The organism is Pseudomonas sp. S5D5, assembly GCF_003013355.1.
Classification (GTDB): Bacteria; Pseudomonadota; Gammaproteobacteria; order Pseudomonadales; family Pseudomonadaceae; genus Aquipseudomonas; species Aquipseudomonas aylmerensis.
On record NZ_PTEO01000001.1, the window covers coordinates 4,537,973 to 4,557,416 of the forward strand.

Sequence of the window (19,444 nt, forward strand, 5' to 3'; positions counted from 1 at the left end):
ACGCTTCGCGCGCCGCGCTGAAAAAGTAGCCAGCCCCCGAAAAGCCGGCTTTACTTCTCGCAAAGCCCCTCTCCCCCCTGATTGAACCCTCTGGCGGGCGCGCGGGTCTTAGCGGCTTGGTTGCTCCCTCTCACACATCGATGGAAACAGCAGTGAAAGACCTGACTCGTGAAGAGCTGGAGGCGCAAGTCCTGCGCCTGCGTGCCCTGCTGACAGAGGCGGGCGTCGACCCCATGTCAGGCGCGCGTAGCGAAGATGTACCGCCGAATTCCTTCGAAGACACCCAGGCACGCTATCGCCAGGCGCTGCTCGACATGTCGAACATGCGCTCCGCGCACGTCGCATTGCGCCAGAGCGAAGAGCGATTTCGCACCATCCTGGAGACGGTCGAGTCGGCGTTTGCCATCGTCAAGGTCAAGTTCGATGCCGATGATCGGCCGATCGACTACCGGTTTGTCGAGGCCAACCCGGCGTTCGAGCGCCAGGCCGGGGTCGACCTGCGCGGCAAGTGGGTCACCGAGTTCGCCCCCGACCTGGAAAGTTTCTGGTTCGAGACCTACGGGCACGTGGCCAAGACCGGCGAGCCAGCCACCTTCGAAAGCTACGCTGAAGCGTTCAAGCGCTGGTTCGACGTGCGCGCGGTGCGTGTCGGCGACCCGGCCGACCGGCAGATCGCAATTATCTTCAGTGATGTCACCGAGCGGCGCAACGCGCAGGAGCGCCTGCGCATCAGCGAAGCAGTGGCGCGGCAAAACGTCGAGCGCGTGCAACTGGCGCTGGCCGCCGGTGCGATCATCGGCACCTGGCATTGGGACCTGCCCAGCGACCGCTTCACCATCGACGACGCGTTCGCCCGCGCCTTTGGCGTGGACCCGGCCCTGGGCCATGAAGGCCTGAGCCTGGCGCAGGTGATCACCTCGGTGCACCCGGAAGACCGCGACGGGCTGACCACCGCCATCAATGCCGCGATTGCCCGTGGCGGCGCCTACGCGCACCAGTACCGCGTGCTTCGCGCCGACGGCAAATACTATTGGATCGAGGCCAACGGCCGGGTCGAACTTGCCGAAGATGGCACGCCCTTGACCTTGCCGGGCGTGGTCATCGACGTCGAGGGCCGGCGCTCCGTGGAAGCCGAGCGCGACCGCGCGACCGCCGCACTGCGCGCCCTCAACGAAACCCTCGAGCAACGCGTGGCCGAGCGCACCGTCGAGCTGATCCAGGCCGAGGAAAAACTGCGCCAGTCGCAGAAAATGGAAGCCGTGGGCCAACTGACCGGCGGCCTCGCCCATGACTTCAACAACTTGCTGGCGGGGATCTCCGGCGCGCTTGAACTGACGGTGCTGCGCATCGCGCAGGGTCGCTGGGCGGAAGTCGACAAGTACATCACCACCGCCCAGGGTGCGGCCAAGCGCGCGGCGGCGCTGACCCACCGTCTGCTCGCCTTCTCGCGCCGGCAGACCCTGGACCCGCGGCCCACCGATGTGAACCTGCTGATGGACGACATGGGCGAGCTGATCCAGCGCACCGTGGGTCCCAGCATCAGCGTGGAAACCCTCGGCGCCAGTGGCGTATGGCCGACGCTGGTGGATGCCAGCCAGCTGGAAAACGCCCTGCTCAACCTGTGCATCAACGCCCGCGACGCCATGCCCGATGGCGGGCGCATCAGCATCGAGACCGCCAATGTGCGGGTGGACGCTGCCACTGCCAGCGCCCAAGACCTGAGCGCAGGGGAATACCTGACGCTGACAGTCACCGACACTGGTACCGGCATGACGCCCGATGTCATGGCCAAGGCGTTCGACCCGTTCTTCACCACCAAACCCATCGGCCAGGGCACGGGTCTCGGGCTGTCGATGATCTATGGGTTCGCCAAACAGTCCGGCGGGCAGGCACGCATTGCCTCCGAGGTCGGCCGCGGCACGGCCATCAGCCTTTACCTGCCACGTTATTATGGACAGACCATTGAGCCCACGCCCGAGCAGGACAGTACCAGTGCCGCACCGGCGGAGTACGGCGAGACCATCCTGATCGTCGACGATGAACCCAGTGTGCGCACGCTGTTGATGGATGTACTCGGCGGCCTCGACTACAGCCTGATCGAAGCGAGTGACAGCATTACCGGGCTCAAGATCCTGCGCTCCGACGTGCACATCGACCTGCTCATCACCGACGTCGGCCTGCCCGGCGGCATGAACGGACGCCAGATGGCCGACGCCGGCCGCGAAGTACGGCCCGCGCTGAAAACCCTGTTCATCACCGGCTACGCCGAAGGCGCCATCATTGGCGACACGCGCTTGGGGCCTGGCATGCAGATACTGACCAAGCCGTTTGCGCTGGACACGTTGACGGCGCGGGTGCGGGAGTTGATCGAGTCGTGAGCGCGGTCATGGGGCCTCAAGGCGGCTCACTTCGGGCCCGCAGCATGTCAGCGATGACCCTGGCCAATGCGGACTGATCAAACGGCTTGGGCAAACGCGTCAACGCGCTTTTGAGGTCCACAGCCACCTCTGCGAAGCCGGACGAAAGGATGATCGGCAGCGCCGGAAACAGCTGCTCGAGGGTGTTGGCGAGCTCGACCCCGTTCATCTCCGGCATCGCCATGTCGGTGATGACCAGGTCGAAGCGCTCTCCCTGGGTCAGGCACGCCAACGCAGCCTGCCCTCCCGCCGCCGGCGTGACGCGATGCCCGAGGTCTTCAAGCATCGCGCCGGTGCTGATCAGCACCAGCGGGTCGTCATCCACCAGCAGGATATCGAGGGGTTGCACGTGGAATGTGTCAAGCGGGCTTTGGGTTGATACCGGTTCAGTGGCATCCGGCGAACTGTGCACCTCGGCAACCGGCAACCAGAGTTCGGCACGCGTGCCCTCGCCCACCACACTCTTGAGCACAAAGTGGCCCTTGGATTGCGCCGCCAGGCCATGCACCATCGACAGCCCCAGCCCTGTGCCTTTGCCCGCGCCTTTGGTGGTAAAGAATGGCTCCATCGCACGCTGCAGGGTCGCCTCACTCATCCCCGGCCCGGTGTCGATGACAGCGATGCAAATCAGCCGGTCGGAACCGGGCGGGCTGCCGGGAAACGAATCCTCCCTCGCCGAGATCAGAATCCGCCCCTCGCCGCCCATGGCATCCCGGGCGTTGATGACCAGGTTCATCACGGCCATTTCCAGTTGGCTCATGTCGACCAGCACAGGGCGCAGGACCAGCGGGAACTGAGTGTCGACGCGAATGCCGGCGCCGAGCATGCGGCACAGGAGATCGGACATGTTTCTGATCAGGCCGCCCACATCCACAGGCTGCGGATCAAGCTCCTGACGACGGGCAAAGGCGAGCATACGCTGGGTGAGCGTCGCGCCGCGTTGAGCGCCCGCGATGGCGTTATTGAGCAATGACTGGACTTTTGAATCCTGTGGCACGCGCTTCCTGGCCAGCTCCAGGCTGCCGAGGATGACCATCAGGAGATTGTTGAAGTCATGCGCGATCCCGCCGGTCAGTTGACCCAGGGACTCCATTTTCTGCGCCTGGAACAACGCTTCCCTGGTCTCCTTGATCTCCTGTTGCGCCTGCACGCTTTCGGTCACGTCGCGGGTGATTTTCGCGTAGCCGATCAACTCCCCCTGCTCGTTTCTGATCGGGTCGATCACCACATGGACCAGGAACCGCGTACCGTCCTTGCGCACGCGCCAGCCCTGCCCTTCGTATCGCCCCTCACTGACGACCGTGGCCAGGGCACGCTGAGGCACATGATTGGCGACATCATCCGCCTGGAAAAACATTGAATAATGCCTGCCGATCACTTCGGCAGGCTCATACCCTTTGATGCGCTGGGCGCCAGCGTTCCAGGTGGTGATGATGCCGTTGGGGTCCAGCATATAGAGGGCGTAGTCGGTGACGCCTTGCACGAGCAGGCTGAACTGCTGCTCGCTCTGGCGCAGTGCCTGCTCTGCCGCCCGGCGTTCAGTCAAGTCGCGCGTGACTTTCGCGAAGCCGATCAGCGAGCCATCCTCTGCGCGTATCGGGTCGATGATCACCAGGGCCCACAGGCGCGTGCCGTCTTTCCTGACTCGCCACCCTTCGCCTTCAAAGCGGCCTGACTCATCCGCGCTCTTCAGCGCCCGGCCGGGCAGGTCGGATGCCAGGTCCTCCGGCGTGTAGAACAACGAGAAGTGCTTACCCAGCACTTCGCTTTGGTCGTACTGCTTGATCCGCTTGGCGCCCGAGTTCCAGCTACGAATCAGCCCATTCGTATCAAGCATGTAGATGGCGTAGTCCACCACGGCTTCCACGAGCAGCCGATAACGGTCTTCCGGGTGGTTGGGCTGATTGGCAGGCGCGGATGGCATCAGGGTAGCCTCGAAGAAAAATGAGGGTTTCGACCTGATCAGTATGTCGAATAATCGGCTGCGCGAACCAGCTTAATCTGGGCCCTGCAGAAAAACCTCGAGGGCTGTGCCCAACGCATTGGCGCAACGGGCTGAGCACGCCGATGGTCAACTCGAGTCGAAACCCACCGTCCGAATTTGATATCGTCCCTGAAGATGATGGTTAAACGGAGCTTTATCATGGACGACGGCGCCCCCCTTCCCCAGACAGAATCAACGCGCTTGGAACGTGTGGCGCAGCTGTGCGCCCGGGACACTCAAGAAGATCCCGTTTTCAATAAAATCGTGGCAATGACCAGTGAGTACTTCAACGCGCCGATCGCGCTGATCTCCATCGTCGATAAGCACGAACAATGGTTCAAGGCACGCATCGGTATCGAGGAGTGTTCCACACCGAGAAGTGCCTCGTTCTGTGCTTACTCGCTGCTGGACAATCAGCCCCTGGAAATCCTGGATGCACGCAGCGACCCGCGCTTCAAAGCCAATATCCTGGTGACGGGCGCACCGTTTATCCGCTATTACGCCAGCGCCCCGCTGCTGACCGACGATGGCTTATCGCTGGGCAGCCTGTGCTTTATCGATACCGTTGCGCGTGCGCCGATGAGTGCGCAAGACGCGGCGATGCTCAACCACCTGGCCGAACTCGTGATGATGCGGATCATGGGCGTACGCTCCAGGAACTACATTGACCAGCCGACCGGCTTGTTCAACCGCTTGCGGTTCGAAGAGGATATCCGTGAGACGCTCACCCGCGAGGGCGCGATCAGGATTTACGCGGTGGATGTCACCTCCCCCAAGTTTCTCAACGATGTGGTCAAGGCCTTGGGCTACAGCTTTGCGCAGGACCTTATCCTTGCGATAAAACAGCGCTTGCACGCCCTCCTGCCGCCGGAGTGCCTGCTGTATAAAATCAGCCCGACGCGTTTTGGCTTCCTGATCGCGGGCAGGGTTGATCGAGAGGTCATCAGCCCGCGGATTATCGAGAGCTTCAAAACGGCCGTCGATTGCCACGGTATTCCTATCCTGATGCACGTCGGCATTGGCATCCTGCCGATTAACGGCAACGACGAGCAGGACTGGCTGCGCTTGGTCATCAGCGCTGCAGACGCCGCGAGAGACCGTGGCCTGGGTTATTTACTCTATGACCCCACGTTCGATGCCACGCAACAACGGGCCTTCACCCTCTTGAGTTCGCTGTCGCAGGCCATCCGCGCCGAGGATCAGCTCAGGCTGGTATTTCAACCGAAAATCAACTTGCCCAGCGGCAGATGCGAGGCGGTAGAAGCCCTTATCCGCTGGGATCACCCACTGCTGGGGACCATCAGCCCCGCAGAATTCATACCGCTGGCTGAAAAGACCGCATTGATGCCGTCCTTGACCTCATGGGTCCTGAACGCGGTGATCAATCAAGCCACTCTCTGGCGCAATCGGGGACTGGTGCTGAAAATCGCGATGAACGTCACGGTGGGCGACCTGGAAAGCCCCGCCTTCGTTGACACACTCATCGGGCGTCTTGAGGCTGAGCAACTCCCCGCAGACCGGCTGGAGTTGGAATTCACCGAAAGCACCCTCATGACCAACCCGACGGAAGTGGTTCAGCAACTCACACGCCTGCGCGATATGGGAGTCGAGGTTGCCATCGACGACTTCGGTACCGGCTACAGCAACTGGATCTACCTGAGTACCTTGCCGACCAGCACGGTCAAGCTGGATCAGTCCCTGATCAGCAACCTGACAACCAATGAAAAAGATAAACGCCTGGTGAAAAACCTGATTGAACTGGCCAGCGGCCTGGGCTATTGCGTGGTGGCCGAGGGCGTCGAAAACCAGGACATTTTCGACCTCGTGAAAGCGTGGGGCTGCCACGAGGCGCAGGGGTATTTGATAGGCAAGCCAATGGCTGCAAAGGATTTGGAGGCGTGGGTGAACAGTCACGCGTTTACCGCGTAAACACCGGTGTCAGGGCTGGAACCCCAGGGAACCGGGAGGAAATGAAAAGAGAGACCGAGGTCTCCCTTCATAAATCGCAGGCAAAAAAAAGCCACTCTATTGAGTGGCTTTTTCTTTGTGTTTGGAGCGGGAAACGAGACTCGAACTCGCGACCCCGACCTTGGCAAGGTCGTGCTCTACCAACTGAGCTATTCCCGCGTCTTGGTGGTGTGCATTCTATAGAATCCAGAACCCCCGTCAACCCCTTGATTCAAAAAAGTTTTATTTCTTTTCAACGGTGGTGCGCAGGTGAGGCCAGGCGGCGCGCAAATACTGGAGCATCGACCACAGCGTCAGGCCGGCGGCGATCAGCAGCAAGGCGTAGCCGAGCAGGACCCAGAACGAGAAGTCCGACGGGTTGGCCAGCAGGATCACCAGCGCAAGCATCTGCGCGGCGGTTTTCCATTTGCCCATGTTGGACACGGCCACGTGGGCGCGGGCGCCGATTTCGGCCATCCATTCGCGCAGGGCCGAGACGACGATCTCACGGCCGATGATCACGGCAGCCGGCAGGGTCAGCCACAGATTGCCGTGTTCTTGTACCAACAGCACCAGAGCGACAGCCACCATCAGTTTGTCGGCCACCGGGTCGAGGAACGCGCCAAACGGCGTGCTCTGTTCCAGGCGGCGCGCCAGGTAGCCGTCAAGCCAGTCGGTGGCAGCCGCAAAGGCGAATACCGAACTTGAGGCCGCGTAGCTCCATTCGTAGGGCAAATAGAACAACAGAATAAAAATCGGAATGAGCAGGACGCGTAGAACGGTGATCAGATTAGGGATATTCATCGGCACAACTGGCTACAAGGTGGAAAGGCATTCTATTCGCTGTGCAGGTTTGCATAAATCAACTCAGCGAGCTTTTTACTGATACCGGGTGCTTTGGCTATTTCGTCAATGCTGGCACGGGATAGCTCCTGCAAGCCACCAAAATGTTTGAGCAAGTCGCGGCGTCGTGTCGGGCCTACCCCTGCAACCCCTTCCAGGGTTGAGGTTCGCCGGGTTTTGCCACGGCGGGCGCGGTGCCCGGTAATGGCGAAACGGTGCGCTTCGTCGCGAATCTGCTGGATCAGGTGCAGCGCAGGTGAGTCCCCCTTCAAAGTGAACTCATGGGCGGCATCATTCAAGTACAACGTCTCGAAACCGGCCTTGCGCGTAGCGCCCTTGGCCACGCCGAGCAGAATCAGGTCGGGCACCGCCAGCTCGTTGAGCACGTCACGGGCCATGGACAGCTGGCCCTTGCCGCCGTCCACCAGCAGGATATCGGGCAGCTTGCCCTCGCCGTCCTTGAGCTTGCTGAAACGCCGCGTAAGGGCCTGGTGCATGGCGGCATAGTCATCGCCGGCGGTCACGCCTTCGATGTTGTAGCGCCGGTAGTCGGACTTGATCGGCCCTTCCGGCCCGAATACCACGCAGGAGGCTACCGTCGCCTCGCCGCTGGAGTGGCTGATGTCGTAGCACTCCAGGCGCTGGGGCGGCTCGTCCAGGTTGAGGACTTCGGCCAATGCGTCGAAACGCGCGGCGACGTGCTGTCGATTGGCCAGGCGTGCGCCCAGCGCCTGTTCGGCGTTGGTCACGGCCAATTGCTGCCAGCGTGCGCGGGTGCCGCGTACACGATGGCTGATGTCCAGTTCGCGGCCGCGCAGCTCGTGGATCGCCTCGATCAAGGTCGGGAAGTCTTCATGCACCACGTTGACGATCAGCTCGGACGGCAAATCGCGCTCGGGGCTGCTGACGTAGTACTGGCCCAGGAAGGCGGCCATGACTTCGGCGACCTCCTCGTCGATACCGGTCTGCGGGAAAAAGTTCTTGCTGCCCAGCACCCGCCCGCCCCGCACGCTGATCAGGTGCACACAGGCGCCGCCCGGGTTGACGAAGGCTGCGATCACATCGACATCGCCGGTGCCACCTTCCATGCTTTGCTGATCCTGGACGCGGCGCAGCAGGGAAATCTGGTCACGCAGCTCGGCAGCGCGCTCGAAATCCAGGGTACTGGCGGCCTGCTCCATGGCGCCGGAGAGTTCATCGGTCAGTGCATTGCTGCGCCCTTCGAGGAACATCACCGAATGGCGCACATCCTCGGCGTACTCCGCAGGCTCGACCAGCCCCACACACGGGGCCTTGCAGCGCTTGATCTGGTACTGCAGGCAAGGCCGGGTGCGGTTCTTGTAGAAGCTGTCTTCGCACTGGCGCACAAAGAAGGTCTTTTGCAGCAGGCTCAAACTCTCGCGGATCGCGCCCGCGCTGGGGTACGGACCGAAATACTTGCCCTTCTGCTTCTTCGCGCCCCGGTGAATGCTCAGGCGCGGAAAGTTGCCGTCGGATAAAAATACGTACGGGTAGGATTTATCGTCGCGCAGCAGGATGTTGTAGGGCGGCCGCCATTCCTTGATCAGCGTCTGTTCAAGCAGCAGCGCCTCGGTCTCGTTGGCGGTGATGGTGGTTTCGACCTGGGCGATACGCGCCACCAGCGCGGCGGTCTTGGGCGCCAGGCCGGTCTTGCGAAAGTAGCTCGCCAGGCGGTTTTTCAGGTTCTTGGCTTTGCCGACATACAGCAGCCGTGCCTCGCTGTCGAACATGCGGTACACGCCAGGGCGGCCACTGCAGGTTGAGAGAAAGGCACTTGGATCAAACGGTGTGCTCATGTCAGGCGCTGGCGTCCACCATGCCGTGGCGCACCGCGAGCAGGGTCAATTCAACATCACTGCTGATGGCGAGCTTCTCGAAAATGCGATAGCGGTAGGTGTTGACGGTCTTGGGTGACAGGCACAGCTTGTCGGAGATGGTCTGCACCTTCTGGCACCCGACAATCATCAAGGCAATCTGGATTTCCCGCTCCGACAGTGCGTCGAAGGGCGAGTCGCTGGTGGGCTGGAAGGATTTGATGGCCAATTGCTGGGCAATCTGCGGGCTGATGTACCGCTGGCCGGCAAATACCAGGCGAATGGCCTGGACCATCTCGGCCAGGCCCGCGCCCTTGGTCAGGTAGCCCGCCGCCCCTGCCTGCAACAGGCGGGTGGGAAACGGGTCTTCCTCGCACACGGTGACCACCACGACCTTGATGTCGGGGTGGCTGCGCAACAACTTGGTCGTGGCGCCAAGACCGCCGATCCCGGGCATCTTGACGTCCATCAACACCACATCGGGTTTCAACTCCCGGGCCTTGATCAGGGACTCCTCACCCGATTCAGCCTGGCCGACTACTTGCAGGCCATCGATGTCAGCCAGCATTCGTGTAATGCCTGTACGAACGAGATCATGGTCATCGACTACTAGCACCCTAATCAAGCAGACACCTCGCGATATGGTCTTATAGGTTGCTGAACACCTTAGCAAAAAACCAAGGCGCAGACCTAGTTGCAAGTGTCATATATATAGAGTTTCAACGCGCTGCGCCTGCCCGTCGAACCGCGAACCGCGCTGTTTATCGGGTTAAAGGTCAGGAATCCTGGGGTTGCGGCTTGGGTTTTCCGTTGCGTATGGATGAATGCTCGGCCAGCGTGGTGGTCAAGCGGCGGATTGCATCCTGGTCTTCCTTGAACATCGCTCGATAATTGCCCAGCACTTTTTCTTCGATCTGGCTCAGGTTATCCAGTTGGATCGGCGTGGGGCTGCCCGTCAACACGTACAGGATATCCACACCTCTTTGCGCCACGCGGGAAAGGTAGTCAGCCTTGGGCGCCCGACCGCCGTTTTCATATTTGCCTTGCGCGTTGGCTTCAACGCCTCCTATTTCACCAAACACTTTTTGCGACAGCCCTAGCCGCTCTCTTTCTTGCCTTAAACGCGAACCGATTCCACTCATTTGGATGTATGATCCTAAATTGGCACACCCCAAGAGGTGACACACTCATCTCTTCGTTAAACAAACTTGAACGGTTTTGAACTATGCCCGCAATCCGCACTGCTGCACAAGCCAAGGCTTGGCTTGAACACCAAGGAAAGTCAGTTCAAGCGTTCGCCCGGGAACACGGCGTGGACCCGGCAACCACTTATCAAGTGCTCGCTGGGCGCAAAAAGGGACGGCGTGGAGAGGCCCATAAGGTAGCGGTCCTTCTGGGCATGAAAGAGGGCATCATCCTGGCCGAGAATGAGCCCCTGAGACAGGAGCTGGACGTACTGTCCTGACCCAGTATGCGCTTATTGAAGCGTTGTGCCTGTTTTGCCCGAATGAGTGTGCTATTCGCCCGCCAGCGTTGACCGACAGTCGAGTTCCATACGCCAGAAGCAGTCCTCTTCCCCCACGATGCTCAGGCCTCGGCGCTGATACAACCTTCTCGCCGGATTGGTCTTGAACACCGTCAAGCGTAGTAGCCCCAGGCCGTGCGTGCGCGCTTTCAGCGCCATCTGCTCCAGCACCCAACTGCCCGCGCCCTGCTTGCGACAACACTCGAGCATGTGCAACTCGCGGATATACAGGGCCTTGCTGTCCCGACTGAGGCTGACAAACCCCATCACCGCGTCATCGCGGCAGATCAGCCAGTTCTCACGCCCGGCCCAGGCGACGTCGAAGCCATCGTTGGACCACAGCAAGCCGTACTGCAGGTAGTAGCGGCTCATGGCTTCGTGGGTCAGGGTGCGGGCAAAGGGCAAGTCGTTGGCCGTCGCGGCCCGTAGATGAAAGCTCATTTACACTGCTACCACTCGGCCAGCCCAACGCCCACCTTCGCCCTCGGCGATCACCAATGCGTCGCCCACCCCTGGGGCGGCGGCAATCAAGCGGCCATCCGGCGCCCAGATCGCGCTGCGACCCGCGCAGGCCCAGCCACCCGATGGGCCACCATGGTTGGCCATCAGTACCAGCAGACCATGCTCGGCGGCATAGCCTTGGAGCAAAGCGCTGTCCGCCGCATAGCCGCCTTCGCTGACCAGCACACCCGCCGCATACACGGTGGCACCCGCTTCAGCCGCGCGACGAGGATGGCTGGCGTGGGAAAAGTCCGCACACACCGCCAACGCTATGCGCTCATCTCCCCGCTCGAGGGCCGCGCCCCCCTGCCCGGCGACAAACGCCAACGCTTCGCCGGGGTGCAAATGCTGCTTGGTGTAGACGCCGAGGGAACCGTCCGCGCCCAGCACCAGCGCACCGATCAATACGCCCTCTTGCGACGCCAGCCGGACCGGCATGCCGACCACCGCGGTCAAGCGCAGCTCGCGTGCCATCTCGCGCAGCGGCGCCAACACGGCAGCCTCGGGCTCTATCGCCAACTCAGCCGCCAGAAACGGCTCGTACCCGGTCAGCGACAGCTCCGGAAAGACCAGCACTTGCACGCCGTTGTCCGCTGCCGCGCGCATGAACGCCAGGTGCCGGTGGATGTTGGCCGGCACGTCGCCCGCGATGGAGACAGTTTGAGCAGCACCAAGGGTCAAGGCGGTCATGGTCGCGTCCAAGCAATCATTAACAAGGTGTGTCCAGCATATCGGCAGTCCCTCATAGCCGTAAGTACCCCGCGGCAATAGAAATTACTGATTGAATCCACCGGTGTGCCTCTAGTAAGCTCGCTCCATCATTTGGAGACATACCATGTTGCAACTCACCCACCCTCAGGTTTGCCCTGCTGCCAGCGCCCAGCGCTCGGTATCGGCTACCCGTGTGAACGGTTCGAGCGCACTGGTCAGCTTTTATTTTGGGTATTGGTTTAGCCACTGGCGCGCCTGATACCTGAAATCGGCGCCCACTACTCAAGGGGTCGCCTACCAGAGAAATCTAACCCCCGGTCGGCTCCCCGACCGGGGGTTTTGTTTTTTCAGGCCCTGAAAATTTTGTTGCACACCGGACATTTAAAAGGAATCAAGACATGAACTACGCCACCTATTACCGCTACGACACCTCCACCGCCTGGCGATTTAGCAAGCTCCGCTCGGGACAGCCTGCCGCCTCCGATCGGTCACCTATCGGTGGCAAGCCAACACACGTAGCCGATACGGCCAATTGTCGAACACCCCAGTAGGGCCAAGCGCGCGGGAACAGCCCGCCGCTTGCCCAGGAAGCCTTGAATATGAACTCTGCCACCGCCGCTCTGCCCGTTTCGAACCTGACCAGCGCCAACGAAGCCCTGACCCAGCGCCTGCCCAGCTCGCTTGAGCTCAAGCACCAGTTGCCCCTCAGCCCGTTCCTCAATGAACAGATCCACGCCCATCGCCAAGCCGTGCGCGCCATCCTCGGTGGCCAGGACTCTCGCTTGCTGGTGATTGTCGGCCCGTGCTCGATCCACGACCCGGAATCGGCCATGGAGTACGCACGCAATCTGAAGAAGCTGGCCCTTGAAGTCAGCGACCAGATGCTGCTGGTGATCCGCGCCTACGTCGAAAAGCCGCGCACCACCATCGGCTGGAAAGGCCTGGCCTACGACCCGCACCTGGATGGCAGCGATGACATGGCCGCCGGCCTCACGCTGTCTCGCGAGCTGATGCGCGAAATGCTGCGCCTGGGCCTGCCGGTCGCCACCGAGCTGCTGCAACCGATGGCCGCCGGCTACTTCGATGACCTGCTCAGCTGGGTTGCGATTGGTGCGCGTACCACCGAATCGCAGATCCACCGCGAAATGGCCAGCGGCCTGGGCATGCCCGTGGGCTTCAAGAACGGCACCGACGGCGGCGTTGCGATTGCCTGCGACGCGATGCGCTCGGCCGCCCACCCGCACCGCCACTTCGGCGTCGACAGCCAGGGCCATCCGGCGATCATCCAGACCCCAGGCAACCCCGACACCCACCTGGTGCTGCGCGGCGGCCACCGCGGGCCGAACTACGATGCGCAGAGCGTGGCGCAGGTCAAGCTCGACCTGGCCAAGTCCAAGGTGGCGGCGCGGATCATGGTCGATTGCAGCCATGCCAACAGCGGCAAGGACCCGTTGCGCCAACCGGCGGTGTTCAACGACGTGCTGGAGCAGCGCTTGCAGGGCGACACGTCGCTGGTCGGCATGATGATCGAAAGCCACCTGTTCGAAGGCTGCCAGCCGCTGAGTGCATCGATGAAATACGGTGTGTCGGTGACCGATGGCTGCCTGGGCTGGGACGGTACCGAGCAACTGCTGCGCAGCGCGGCGCAGCGTCTGCGCGAACAACGCAATAGCACTGACTGATGCAGCTCAAAACGTAGGAGCGGGCTTGCCTGCGATAGCGGTGTGTCAGGCTACAGATCTGTAGCTGGTGTACCGCAATCGCAGGCAAGCCCGCTGCCACATTTGGCCGGTGACAAGTTCAAGAAAGGGGATACAGCGCCTCATCGAACTGCGCCATTTTCGGGAACACCAACGGCTGCTCATCCGCCAGCCCTTGCAGCCGCTGCTCGTACGCGGTCAGAAATGCCTGCCGCGCCTCATCGCTGATATACGGCACATGCCACGCCACGAACGGCGCCAGCACTTCATACCCGACATACGCCAAGGTCCCGCGCAGGATCGGCCGCAACATGTCCTCCAACGGCCCGTGAATCGCGCCCTCGCCGAACATGTGTTCACGCCCGCCCAAGGTCACCGTGACCAACGCCCGCTTGCCCGCCAGCCCGCCCTGATCGTAAAACCGCTTGCCGCCGTAACACACACCCGACACCAGTACGCGGTCGATCCAGCCCTTGAGCATCGCCGGCACCGAGAACCAGAAGATCGGAAAATTGAGGATCAGCAGGTCAGCCCAGAGCAGCTTGTCCAACTCGCCCTGGATATCCGCCGCGATCGACTGCTTCTTCACCCCCAGGCGCTGCTCCAGGGCATACACCAGGTAGTCAGGGTTTTCCCGCGCGCAAAAGTCCGCGGCCGACGCCACCGGGTTCCACTGCATTGCGTACAAATCACTGACCTGCACCTCATGCCCCTGCGCGCTCAACGTGGCGATGGCCTGATCACGCAAGGCGGCGGTAAACGACTGCGGTTCAGGGTGCGCGTGAACAATCAAAACCTTCATGTGAATTCCTCAAACAGTGGGCGCCGCCCGTTGGGCCAGCAAGTGATCGAGCCAGTCCGGGTCCATCGCAGGTTCGGATGAAAACAACAGGCCGGTGTAGTCCTGGTACGGCGGGGTGAAAATCGCGCTGCGGCTGCCCTGGTCCACCACCCTGCCCCGCTGCATCACCACCACTTCATCGGCAATCGCGCGGACGGTGGCAACGTCGTGGGTGATGAACAGGTAGGCCACGCCGAGTTGCTGCTGGAGGCGGTTGAGCAGTTTCAACACGCCCTCGGCCACCAGTTGATCGAGGGCCGAGGTGACCTCATCGCAGATGATCAATTGCGGGTCGGCCGCCAGGGCGCGGGCGATGCAGATGCGCTGCTTCTGCCCGCCGGACAGTTCTCGCGGCTGGCGCTCCATGTAGGTGGCCGGGTCCAGCTCGATCATTTCCAGCAGCTCGGCGACCCGCGCACGCAGGGCCTTGCCCTTCAGGCCCAGGTAAAACGTCAGCGGCCGGCCGATGATGTCGACGATGCGCTGGCGCGGGTTCAGCGCGGTATCGGGAATCTGGTAGATCATCTGGATGCGCCGCAACTGCTCCTTGCTGCGCTGGCGAAAGTCCACCGGCAACGCCTCGCCGTCATACAGCACCTGCCCGCTCGTGGCCGGGAGCAAGCCGGTGATCAGGCGCGCGGTGGAGCTCTTGCCGCTGCCGGACTCGCCGATCACCGCCAGGGTCTGGCCGCGATACAGCTTCATCGACACCTCCTGCAGCACCGGTTGATGGCCATAGCTGGCGCACACCTGGCGCACATCCAGCAGCGGCTGCTCCTGTACCGGGCACGGCTTGGGCTCGGTGCGAAAGCTGCGCACTGCCCACAGCGACTTGGTGTAGTCCTGCTGCGGCTGGCTGAGCATGCTGCGGGTGTCGGCCTCTTCCACCAGCTTGCCGTGGCGCAGCACCATGATGCGGTCGGCCATCTGCGCGACCACCGCCAGGTCGTGGCTGATATACAGCGCGGCGCTGCCGAAGGTTTTCACCGCATCGCGGATCGCCGCGAGGACTTCGATCTGCGTGGTGACGTCGAGGGCGGTGGTGGGTTCGTCAAAGATGATCAGGTCGGGGTGGCACGCCATAGCCATCGCGGTCATCACCCGTTGCAGCTGGCCGCCGGAAACCTGATGGGGATAACGTTGGCCGATGGTCTGCGGGTTGGGCAAGCGCAGAACGCGGTACAACTCCACTGCTTCGCGCTCGGCCTGGGCACGGTTGATGCCGCCGTTGATCACCGCCGTTTCGACGTGCTGGTCGATCAGCCGATGCGCCGGATTGAACGACGCGGCCGCACTTTGCGCGACATAGGCAATGCGCAAGCCGCGTAACTTGCGCAGCGCTTCGGGCTTGGCCTGCAGCAGTTGAATGCCGTCAAAACACACCGAGCCGCCCGTGATGCGGCAACCGTCGCGCGCATAGCCCATGGCGGCCAGCCCGAGGGTCGATTTGCCCGCCCCCGACTCGCCAATCAGCCCCAGCACTTCGCCGCGCTGCAAGGTCAGGTCGATGCCCTTGATCAGCGGGTGCCAGGCGTCCTCGTAATGTCCCTCGATCTGCAGGTTGCGGATTTCCAACAAGGGCTTGTCCATCCTCAACACTCCTTCAGGCCGCTGGATTTATGCAGCATCCAGTCGACGACAAAATTCACGCTGACGGTGATCAACGCCACTGCCAGGGCCGGCAGCAACGGGCTGATATCGCCGAAGGTGATCAACACCGCGTTGTCGCGGACCATGCTGCCCCAGTCGGCGGTGGGCGGTTGGATGCCCAGGCCGAGGAACGACAGCGCGCTGATAAACAGGAATACAAAGCAGAAGCGCAGGCCGAATTCGGCAATCAACGGTGCGGCGGCGTTGGGCAGCACTTCGCGGGTGACCAGCCACCACAGGCCTTCGCCGCGCAGGCGGGCAGCCTCGACGAAGTCCTGCACCACCACGGTCATCGCCACGGCGCGGGACAGGCGAAACACCCGTGTCGAATCCAGCAGCGCAATCACCAGCACCAGCGAGGTGGCGTTGGTGCCCACCACGCTGAGAATCAGCAAGGCAAAGATCAGCTGCGGGATCGCCATGAGAATGTCCACCACCCGCGACAAGCCCTGGTCGATCCAGCCGCCCTTGATCGCGGCGACCAAACCACACAGGCCGCCGAGCAGAAACGCCAGGGTCGTGGTCAGGAACGCGATGCCCAGGGTATTGCGCGCGCCGTACACCAGGCGGCTGAACATGTCGCGCCCGAGGTTATCGGTGCCCAGCAGGAACTGGCCGCTCCAGGGCGCAAAGCCCTCGCCCACCACCTGGGTTTCGCCGTAGGGCGCCAGCAGCGGCGCAAACACCGCCACCACGATGTACAACACAATGATCAGCAGGCCGAACTTGGCGCTCAACGGCGCCCGGGCCACTTGGCTCAACAGGCTCATGGTCTACCCCTTCGGATGCATCAGGCGTGGGTTGCTGGCGATGGACAACACGTCCGCCCCGGTATTGAGCAGGATGTAAGTGGCGGCGAAGATCAGGCTGCAGGCCTGCACCACCGGAATGTCGCGCTTGGACACCGAGTCCACCAGCAACTGGCCGAGGCCCGGGTACACGAACACCACCTCGACCACCACCACGCCCACCACCAGGTACGCCAGGTTCAGCGCGACCACATTGACGATGGGCGCCAGCGCATTGGGCAGCGCGTGCCGCCAGATAATCCGCGACTGACGGATGCCCTTCAGGCGCGCCATCTCGATATACGGGCTGGCCAGCAGGTTGATCAGCGAGGCGCGGGTCATGCGCATCATCTGCGCAATCACCACCAGGCTGAGGGTGGCCACCGGTAACACCGAGCGTTCGAGAATGGTGCCGAAACTGGCATCCGGGGCCAGGTTGGACAGGCTGGGAAACCACCCCAGTTTCACCGAGAACACCAGGATCAACAGGTACGCGACGAAGAACTCCGGGAACGACACCGCGCTCAACGCCGAGGTGTTGAGCAGGCGATCGAACCAGCTGTTGCGGTACAACGCCGCCAGCATCCCCAGCACCAGCGCCGTGGGCACCGAGACCAACGCCGCCAACGCGGCCAGGCTCAAGGTGTTGCCCAGGCGCGCGCCGATCAACTCGGCAATGGGTCGCTGGTTGGCCAGCGAAGCGCCGAGGTCACCGTGCAGCAGACGCAGCAGCCAGTGCGCGAAGCGCGTCAGCGGCGGCAGATCCAGGCCCAATTGCGCGCGAAACGCCGCCACAGTCTCCGGCGTGGCGGACTGGCCGAGCATGGCCTGGGCGATATCCCCCGGGAGCATGCCCACGGCGAGAAAGATGATCACCGACACGGCGAACAAAGACAGCAGGCCGAGGGCCAGGCGTTGGAGCACCAGTTTGAATAAGCTATTCATGTTCGGTTCTCATGAGTTGGGCATGTTCTCGAAGGCGACAAATGTCCAATGTGGGAGCGGGCTTGCTCGCGAAAGCGGTGTGTCAGCCAATACAGATAGAGACTGACCCAGCGCATTCGCGAGCAAGCCCGCTCCCACATTTGGTTTGTGGCGTTTCTGAAGTATTCACGCCTGCCACCACCGCTCGATCAGCCTCAGCCCATCCAACTCGCCATACGGCGCGGTCTGCGCACCGTGCGCCACGCGGTTCGAACGCGCCGCCACCGAACTGGCAAACAGCGGCACGATGGCCCCGCCATCATCCCGGCACAGGGCCTGCATTTCGTTGTACATCTCCTGGCGCAACGGGGCGTTCATCTCGCCACGGGCGGCGGTCAGCAGTTGGTTGAAGCGCGGGTTGTCCCAGTGGGTCTCGTTCCACGCCGCACCCTTGGCGTAGCCGATGCTGAACATGCGGTCGGCGGTCAGGCTGCTGTACCAGAACGAGGTGGTGAACGGCTGCTTCATCCACACGTTGGAAAAGAACCCGTCGGCCGGTTCGCGCACCACGTCGATGTCGATACCGGCCTGGCGCGCCTGCTCCTTGAACAACACCGAGGCGTCCACTGCGCCGGTGTAGGCGGCGTCCGACGCCTGCAGGCGGACCTTGAGCGACTCCACCCCGGCCTTGCGCAGGTAGAAGCGCGACTTGTCCGGATCGTAGGTGCGTTGCTCCAGGGCAGCGTTGATAAAGCGGCTGCCGGGCTGGATCGGGTGGTCGTTGCCCACCAGGCCGTAGCCGTACAGCACCGAGGCGAGCAAGGTTTCGCGATTGATCGCGTGCTTCATCGCCATGCGAATGTCGTTGTTCTTGAATTCGTTGCTGTCGCACAGCATCGGGAAGGTGTAGTGCTGCGCGCCCTTGGTTTCTTCGATCACCAGGTTGGCGTTGCGCTTGAGCAGGGCCACGGTTTTCAGGTCGACCTTGTTGATCACATCGACCTGCCCGGTGACCAGCGCATTGACCCGCGCGGCACCGTCGGCGATGGCCAGCAACTCGGCGCTGGCGAAATGCGCGCGACCGGGTTTCCAGTAGTCGGGGTTGCGCTCCAGGTCCATGCGCACACCCGGCTCGAAGCTTTTCAGGCGGTAGCCGCTGGTGCCGACGCCGGCCTTCCAGTCGGCGGCGCCATCCTTGGCGGGCATGATCACCAGGTGATAATCGGCAACCACGTAGGCAAAGTCGGCGTTGCCCGAATGCAGCTCGAACACCACCGCATCATTGCCCTGGGCGCTGACGCTGGCGACGTCGCCGAGTACAGTCTTGGCGGCCGACGTGGAGTCCTTGCTCAGGTGATGATTGATCGACACCACCACGTCTTCGGCGCTCAGGCTTTTGCCGTTATGGAAGGTCACGCCGGGGCGCAGGTGAAAGGTCCACACGCGCGCATCCGGGGTCGATTCAAAGCGCTCGGCGAGTTCGGGAATCGCGCTGCCGTCGACGGCGATTTCGGTCAGCGTGTTGTACACCGCCGAGAAGCCGACAAAGGTGAAGGTGTCGACCCAGGAACCGGGATCGCGCGAGTCAGTGGTGCTGCCTCCGGCCAGGCCCAGGCGCAGCACGCCGCCGGGCTTGGGCGTCGCGTCCTGGGCCAATGCGTGCAGCGGCAGGCCCAGGGAAAACGCCGCCGCCACCGCACCGGCCACGGCGCTGTGTTTGAGGAAGTCCCGTCGGTGCATCGCTTGAGTCATTTTGTTGTTGTTTTCGCTCATGGTCT

At 62.3% G+C, this 19,444-nt stretch carries 16 protein-coding genes and 1 tRNA gene; 4 read left to right on the plus strand and 13 right to left on the minus strand.

The annotated features are described in order from the left end of the window. Positions 1–152: 152 nt before the first annotated feature. Complete coding sequence (locus C9990_RS20400; RefSeq protein ID WP_065905628.1) at positions 153–2,378, plus strand: ATP-binding protein; 2,226 nt, start codon at positions 153–155, stop codon at positions 2,376–2,378. Between the two features lie 16 nt (positions 2,379–2,394). On the opposite strand, the gene C9990_RS20405 is transcribed toward C9990_RS20400, so the two are convergent. Further along, the gene (locus C9990_RS20405; RefSeq protein WP_106804464.1) at positions 2,395–4,341 is read right to left on the minus strand and encodes a PAS domain-containing sensor histidine kinase; all 1,947 of its coding nucleotides are present in this window, start codon (positions 4,339–4,341) and stop codon (positions 2,395–2,397) included. 219 nt (positions 4,342–4,560) lie between these two features. Here C9990_RS20405 and C9990_RS20410 point away from each other — a divergent pair, with 219 nt between their 5' ends. Next, positions 4,561–6,330: a sensor domain-containing phosphodiesterase gene (locus C9990_RS20410; RefSeq protein ID WP_106804465.1), complete on the plus strand. Its 1,770-nt coding sequence runs from the start codon at positions 4,561–4,563 to the stop codon at positions 6,328–6,330. Positions 6,331–6,452: 122 nt separating this feature from the next. Here C9990_RS20410 and C9990_RS20415 read toward each other — a convergent pair. From C9990_RS20415 to C9990_RS20435, 5 genes are all read right to left on the minus strand, one after another. Then, positions 6,453–6,528 (minus strand) — tRNA-Gly (locus tag C9990_RS20415). Between the two features lie 63 nt (positions 6,529–6,591). Further along, positions 6,592–7,152, minus strand: a complete 561-nt coding sequence (gene pgsA, locus C9990_RS20420; RefSeq protein WP_016968866.1) for a CDP-diacylglycerol--glycerol-3-phosphate 3-phosphatidyltransferase — start codon at positions 7,150–7,152, stop codon at positions 6,592–6,594. A gap of 32 nt (positions 7,153–7,184) precedes the next feature. Further along, positions 7,185–9,008, minus strand: a complete 1,824-nt coding sequence (gene uvrC / locus C9990_RS20425) for an excinuclease ABC subunit UvrC (protein WP_106804466.1) — start codon at positions 9,006–9,008, stop codon at positions 7,185–7,187. Position 9,009: 1 nt separating this feature from the next. After that, positions 9,010–9,651, minus strand: coding sequence for a UvrY/SirA/GacA family response regulator transcription factor (uvrY, locus tag C9990_RS20430; protein WP_003190387.1), 642 nt, complete (start codon positions 9,649–9,651; stop codon positions 9,010–9,012). 151 nt (positions 9,652–9,802) lie between these two features. Then, complete coding sequence (locus tag C9990_RS20435) at positions 9,803–10,168, minus strand: helix-turn-helix domain-containing protein (protein ID WP_065905592.1); 366 nt, start codon at positions 10,166–10,168, stop codon at positions 9,803–9,805. A gap of 83 nt (positions 10,169–10,251) precedes the next feature. On the opposite strand from C9990_RS20435, the gene C9990_RS20440 reads away from it, so the two are divergent. Next, the gene (locus C9990_RS20440) at positions 10,252–10,491 is read left to right on the plus strand and encodes a DNA-binding protein (protein ID WP_065905591.1); all 240 of its coding nucleotides are present in this window, start codon (positions 10,252–10,254) and stop codon (positions 10,489–10,491) included. Positions 10,492–10,542: 51 nt separating this feature from the next. On the opposite strand, the gene C9990_RS20445 is transcribed toward C9990_RS20440, so the two are convergent. Together C9990_RS20445 and C9990_RS20450 are read right to left on the minus strand one after the other, a co-directional pair. Continuing rightward, positions 10,543–10,992: an N-acetyltransferase gene (locus tag C9990_RS20445; protein WP_106804467.1), complete on the minus strand. Its 450-nt coding sequence runs from the start codon at positions 10,990–10,992 to the stop codon at positions 10,543–10,545. After that, the gene (locus tag C9990_RS20450; protein ID WP_106804468.1) at positions 10,993–11,742 is read right to left on the minus strand and encodes a carbon-nitrogen hydrolase family protein; all 750 of its coding nucleotides are present in this window, start codon (positions 11,740–11,742) and stop codon (positions 10,993–10,995) included. 620 nt (positions 11,743–12,362) lie between these two features. Between C9990_RS20450 and C9990_RS20455 the strand changes: the two genes are divergently transcribed. Further along, positions 12,363–13,445 carry a 3-deoxy-7-phosphoheptulonate synthase gene (locus tag C9990_RS20455; RefSeq protein ID WP_106804469.1) on the plus strand — a complete coding sequence of 361 codons (1,083 nt, stop codon included), beginning with the start codon at positions 12,363–12,365 and terminating at the stop codon, positions 13,443–13,445. A 118-nt stretch (positions 13,446–13,563) separates the two neighbouring features. On the opposite strand, the gene C9990_RS20460 is transcribed toward C9990_RS20455, so the two are convergent. From C9990_RS20460 to C9990_RS20480, 5 genes are all read right to left on the minus strand, one after another. Next, positions 13,564–14,265 (minus strand): NAD(P)H-dependent oxidoreductase, encoded by a 702-nt coding sequence (locus C9990_RS20460; RefSeq protein ID WP_106804470.1) that lies wholly within the window; start codon positions 14,263–14,265, stop codon positions 13,564–13,566. A gap of 9 nt (positions 14,266–14,274) precedes the next feature. Beyond that, positions 14,275–15,894 (minus strand): ABC transporter ATP-binding protein, encoded by a 1,620-nt coding sequence (locus C9990_RS20465; RefSeq protein WP_106804471.1) that lies wholly within the window; start codon positions 15,892–15,894, stop codon positions 14,275–14,277. Between the two features lie 2 nt (positions 15,895–15,896). Next, positions 15,897–16,724 carry an ABC transporter permease gene (locus C9990_RS20470; RefSeq protein ID WP_065905585.1) on the minus strand — a complete coding sequence of 276 codons (828 nt, stop codon included), beginning with the start codon at positions 16,722–16,724 and terminating at the stop codon, positions 15,897–15,899. Between the two features lie 3 nt (positions 16,725–16,727). Next, positions 16,728–17,687, minus strand: a complete 960-nt coding sequence (locus tag C9990_RS20475; protein WP_065905584.1) for an ABC transporter permease — start codon at positions 17,685–17,687, stop codon at positions 16,728–16,730. Positions 17,688–17,852: 165 nt separating this feature from the next. Beyond that, entirely contained in the window at positions 17,853–19,439 is a 1,587-nt protein-coding gene (locus tag C9990_RS20480) for an ABC transporter substrate-binding protein (RefSeq protein WP_106804472.1), read from the minus strand. Positions 19,440–19,444 lie beyond the last annotated feature (5 nt).

Coding starts and splice junctions, on each gene's coding strand:
- C9990_RS20405 (WP_106804464.1), bottom strand. CDS start 4,341: ATGCCATCCGCGCCTGCCAATCAGCCCAACCACCCGGAAGACCGTTAT.
- C9990_RS20410 (WP_106804465.1), top strand. CDS start 4,561: ATGGACGACGGCGCCCCCCTTCCCCAGACAGAATCAACGCGCTTGGAA.
- pgsA (WP_016968866.1), bottom strand. CDS start 7,152: ATGAATATCCCTAATCTGATCACCGTTCTACGCGTCCTGCTCATTCCG.
- uvrC (WP_106804466.1), bottom strand. CDS start 9,008: ATGAGCACACCGTTTGATCCAAGTGCCTTTCTCTCAACCTGCAGTGGC.
- C9990_RS20435 (WP_065905592.1), bottom strand. CDS start 10,168: ATGAGTGGAATCGGTTCGCGTTTAAGGCAAGAAAGAGAGCGGCTAGGG.
- C9990_RS20440 (WP_065905591.1), top strand. CDS start 10,252: ATGCCCGCAATCCGCACTGCTGCACAAGCCAAGGCTTGGCTTGAACAC.
- C9990_RS20445 (WP_106804467.1), bottom strand. CDS start 10,992: ATGAGCTTTCATCTACGGGCCGCGACGGCCAACGACTTGCCCTTTGCC.
- C9990_RS20450 (WP_106804468.1), bottom strand. CDS start 11,742: ATGACCGCCTTGACCCTTGGTGCTGCTCAAACTGTCTCCATCGCGGGC.
- C9990_RS20455 (WP_106804469.1), top strand. CDS start 12,363: ATGAACTCTGCCACCGCCGCTCTGCCCGTTTCGAACCTGACCAGCGCC.
- C9990_RS20460 (WP_106804470.1), bottom strand. CDS start 14,265: ATGAAGGTTTTGATTGTTCACGCGCACCCTGAACCGCAGTCGTTTACC.
- C9990_RS20465 (WP_106804471.1), bottom strand. CDS start 15,894: ATGGACAAGCCCTTGTTGGAAATCCGCAACCTGCAGATCGAGGGACAT.
- C9990_RS20470 (WP_065905585.1), bottom strand. CDS start 16,724: ATGAGCCTGTTGAGCCAAGTGGCCCGGGCGCCGTTGAGCGCCAAGTTC.
- C9990_RS20475 (WP_065905584.1), bottom strand. CDS start 17,687: ATGAATAGCTTATTCAAACTGGTGCTCCAACGCCTGGCCCTCGGCCTG.
- C9990_RS20480 (WP_106804472.1), bottom strand. CDS start 19,439: ATGAGCGAAAACAACAACAAAATGACTCAAGCGATGCACCGACGGGAC.